Below are 4,190 nucleotides of genomic sequence, written 5' to 3'. Positions count from 1 at the left end.
GATCTATGTTCTGTCGAAAGACGAAGGCGGCCGTCATACGCCATTCTTCAACAACTATCGTCCACAGTTCTACTTCCGCACGACGGACGTGACTGGTTCGATCGAGTTGCCAGCAGACAAAGAAATGGTCATGCCAGGCGATAACGTGTCGATCACCGTCAAGCTGATCAACCCGATCGCGATGGAAGAAGGTCTGCGCTTCGCTATCCGTGAAGGCGGTCGTACCGTCGGCGCTGGTGTTGTTGCAAAAATCCTGGCTTAATTCTTAAGCCTGCATAAAAGAAGATGCGTCGTCGCCCGGCGCCCTTCTTTTTATTCAACTGCCGGGGTTGGCAAGCATTTTGGTGCTATCATGTCGACCCTGACGGTTGTTGTGTCAGAAATTCCCGTATGACCTCATTGCCGTGCAGACCGCGCGGTTCGTTCTTTTAAGGAAATATCATGTCGGCACCAAATCAAAAAATCCGTATCCGCCTGAAGGCTTTCGATTACAAACTGATCGACCAGTCCGCTCTGGAAATCGTTGAGACCGCGAAGCGCACCGGCGCTGTCGTCAAAGGCCCAGTACCACTGCCTACCCGTATTCAACGTTTCGATGTGCTGCGTTCCCCGCACGTCAACAAAACTTCGCGCGATCAGTTCGAGATCCGTACGCACCAACGCCTGATGGACATCGTTGACCCAACGGACAAAACCGTTGACGCGCTGATGAAGCTGGACCTGCCAGCTGGTGTTGATGTTGAAATCAAACTGCAATAAGAGTTTCAAGGGCGACTGACAATACCGTAGCATCAGGTGTTGACAGCTGTTCCAGGCCGGCGGGGTGTCCCGCTGCCTGATGATGGGGCCGGGCCTGCTCACAATCGTGAGTGCGCCCGGCCCCATTGCTATTGGCCCGCAGTATTGGCGCCGTACATCTTTCGCTCTCCCTTTCTCTTTCTCCGCTTTACTTTCTTTTTCTATCGTTATCCAAACTGGCGGACCAGGCCGGCACAGGCCAAATTGATCCCGGAAAACAACAAGTTGGCGGATAAAGTTGGATTAAAACAACAATTGTTAATTTTCCCCTTCCTTGCGTGGCGTCAATGTGAGAAATTCGTAATATACGCGAGAATGTGTGACTTTTTTACAAAAACGGTCAACGAGGCGTATCGATTTATAAAACGAAAATAATATCTGAGGAGTAGTCTTGAAAAGTACGGTAAATAGCAATACACCACGGTTGAAGAAAAGTACCCTTGCAATTGCATTGACATTAGCCTTCTCTCAATACGCCACGGCACAAACAGCTGCCGAGCCTGTAGAAAAACTGCAGCGCGTCGAAGTCACCGGTAGTAGTATCAAGCGTACCGAAGCTGAAACAGCTGGCTCGCTGCAGGTTCTGACCCGCGACGACATCGAGCGCACCGGCCAGACCACGGCGCTGGGCATCCTGAATTCTTCCGCCGCCATCAGCACCTCGATCGACTCGGCAAGCTCCAGCTCCGGTGGCTTTGCCACGGGCTCATCGGGCGTGGGCATGCGTGGCCTGGGCAAGGTCGCTACCCTGGTGCTGGTTAACGGCCGCCGCATTGCACAATACGGCCTGGCCGATGGCGCACAACAGAACTTCACCAACCTGGACGCGATCCCGGCTGCCGCCATCGAGCGCATCGAGATCCTGAAGGACGGCGCTTCGGCAATCTACGGTTCCGACGCCATCGCCGGCGTGATCAACATCATTCTGCTGAAGAACTTTGAAGGTGCCAAAATCACTGGCAACTACAAGGAAACCGACGGTTTCAAAGACCAGCGCAGCCGCAACGTTTCCGGCATCATCGGTTACGGTGATGTCGACAAGGATGGTTTCAACACCTACCTGACATACGAAGCCTACAAAAACGACGGCTACACCGTCGACAGCCTGCGCAGCCACTATCCTGAATGGCACCGCCAGACCCCGACCCGTTCGACCTGGGACGCGAAGAACTCGTATTCGCCAACCGGCAACTACTACCTGGACAGCACGAACATCGTTGCCGCGCCAGGCTGCCCGGCTGACAAGCTCGACCCGAAAGACAAGCTGTGCAAGATGGACCTGTTGCCGTACAGCGGCCTGGCAACCAATGCCAAGCGTTATGCGCTGGCCAGCAACACGCATTTTAAAATCGGTAAGTCTATCGACGCCAATTTCGAGATCACCAATGCCAGCGCCAGCAACGATTACATCGTCGCGCCATACGCCCTGAGCAGCACTTTGTCGCCGAGCACCTGGTATAACGCGATGGACGGCAAGATGGTCGGCCCGTTCTACTATCCAAAATTGCCGGTTGGCCACGCCAACAACCCTTACGGCGTACCGGTGGAATACCGTGCCCGTCTGATGGACACCGGCAACGGCTTCAACTTCAACCGCACCGAATCCGACCAGACGCGCGTCATGCTGAGCCTGAACGGCGATGTGAGTGGCTTCGACTGGAAATCCGCGGCTGGCTATATGACCTCGAATGCCACCAAGGCCACCCGTGCAGCCAGCGCCGCTGGCTACACCAACGCCATCAAGAACGGCACGTACAAGTTCGGCCAGCAAAACGATACCGCGCTGCTGGAATCGATGTTCCCTGTACGCACCACAAAGGGCAAGTCGAAGATCGCTTTCTTCGATGCGACCGTGTCCGGTGAAGTGGCGCAATTGCCAGCCGGTCCTTTGAATGTGGCGTTCGGTACCGACATCCGTCGCGAAAAGTATGAGATGACCAGCTCGGACAACGTCCTGCGTGGTGACCTGGTCGGCATCGCCGGCCTGCAGGTCAAGGACACCATGGATCACTACGCGCTGTTCGCGGAAGCGACCATTCCGGTGGTCAAGCGTGTAGAAGTGAGCGCCGCGGTACGTGCCGACAAGTCCACCAACAGCGACGTGCACTTCTCGCCAAAGCTGGGCTTGCGCGTCAACGCGACCGATACCCTGTTGTTGCGCGCCACGGCCGCTGGGGGCTTCCGCGCGCCTAACATCGTTGAAACCGGTAACGGTCTGGGCCGCAGCTCGTTTGCTAACGATGTCAGCGATCCACGCCGCTGCGCAACCGCCAGTGCCTTGAACAAGCTGGTACAAGGCAATCCAGCCGTCACCCCCGCCGACAAGGCGCAGGGCAACACCTTCCAGAACAGTGATTGCAAAGGCGGCGTTCCTAGCTTCGTGTCGGCGAACAAGGACCTGAAACCGGAAACCTCGCGTTCGATCACCGCTGGTTTCGTCTTCGAGCCGGTCAAGAACTGGACCGTGGCACTGGACTACTACCATATCGAACGCAAGGACGAAATCGGTACCCGTGCCGTGGCGGACATTCTGCGCGGCGAAGCTGGTCTGCCAGCCGGACAGCTGGTGCGTGTTGATAACTCGGCTTCGGATGCGCAATTCCTGGCACTGGTGAAAAAATACGCACCAGGCAATACCGCCAACTTCGGCGGCGTTGGCGTGATCGGCCTGTTGTACAACCCATACGTCAACAGCGGCAAGACCCGTGCTTCGGGCTTCGACTTTGATGCGGGTGGCCGTTTCAACACCAGTATCGGCCAGGTTCGCCTGAAACTGGAAGGTAGCTACCTGTGGAAATACCAGGAGTTCAGCGTGACCGACAATGCTTATGCTGACAACCTGGCCGGCAACTGGGCCCTGCGTTCGCGTCTGAACACCAAGCTGCGCGCCAGCCTGAAGGCCGGTTCGTTCGACCACGGCATGACCCTCAACTATGCCAGCGGCTATAGCAACAACGACGACACGTCGCGGACCTTTTGCGTCACGAATAAAGTCTCTGCCGAGAACATGGCAGCATGCTCGCGCGTCGGCAGCAACACGACGGTCGACTACAACCTGTCGTACAGCGGCATCAAGAACACGCGTCTGAGCCTGTACGTGGATAACATGTTCGACAAGGCAGCGCCAATTCAATGGCGTTCCGGTTATGCTGATACGTTCCAGATGCGTCGTATCGGTGTGACCGCCAGCTACACTTTCTTCTGATCGTCGTCAGCTGACAAGCTTTCGCCCGGCATCATTGCCGGGCGCAGCAAAAACCAGGCCTCGCGCCTGGTTTTTTTTTGGTGCGCCAGGCATGGCGCGACGCGCGCGAGCGCGGCTCGACTGACTGTGGTGGTTAGTTGAGTGACTTGGAGGTGAAAGTCCTCTGCACACCGGGCAAGGGGAAGTG

Annotated in this window: 4 protein-coding genes; 3 read left to right on the top strand and 1 reads right to left on the bottom strand. The window is 56.4% G+C overall.

Features of this window, described 5'->3' with window-relative positions; translation table 11 throughout:
* The 3 genes from ACQ4WP_RS29045 to ACQ4WP_RS29035 all read left to right on the top strand — a co-directional run.
* Window positions 1–262, top strand: a 262-nt coding sequence (locus tag ACQ4WP_RS29045) for an EF-Tu C-terminal domain-related protein (protein ID WP_495542766.1), incomplete at its 5' end; no start/stop codon positions are given.
* A 179-nt stretch (window positions 263–441) separates the two neighbouring features.
* Window positions 442–759: a 30S ribosomal protein S10 gene (rpsJ, locus tag ACQ4WP_RS29040; RefSeq protein WP_010394389.1), complete on the top strand. Its 318-nt coding sequence runs from the start codon at window positions 442–444 to the stop codon at window positions 757–759.
* Window positions 760–1,249: 490 nt separating this feature from the next.
* Window positions 1,250–4,003 carry a TonB-dependent receptor plug domain-containing protein gene (locus ACQ4WP_RS29035; RefSeq protein WP_436526740.1) on the top strand — a complete coding sequence of 918 codons (2,754 nt, stop codon included), beginning with the start codon at window positions 1,250–1,252 and terminating at the stop codon, window positions 4,001–4,003.
* Here ACQ4WP_RS29035 and ACQ4WP_RS29030 read toward each other — a convergent pair.
* A partial coding sequence (locus tag ACQ4WP_RS29030; protein WP_436526738.1) for a hypothetical protein occupies window positions 3,988–4,190 on the bottom strand: 203 nt, incomplete at its 5' end. The genes ACQ4WP_RS29035 and ACQ4WP_RS29030 overlap by 16 nt on opposite strands.

It is taken from the genome of Janthinobacterium lyxosi (genome assembly GCF_051380665.1).
In the GTDB taxonomy this organism is placed as follows: domain Bacteria; phylum Pseudomonadota; class Gammaproteobacteria; order Burkholderiales; family Burkholderiaceae_D; genus Janthinobacterium.
This window is presented reverse-complemented; position numbering and strand designations above follow the sequence as displayed.

Coding starts and splice junctions, on each gene's coding strand:
- rpsJ (WP_010394389.1), top strand. CDS start 442: ATGTCGGCACCAAATCAAAAAATCCGTATCCGCCTGAAGGCTTTCGAT.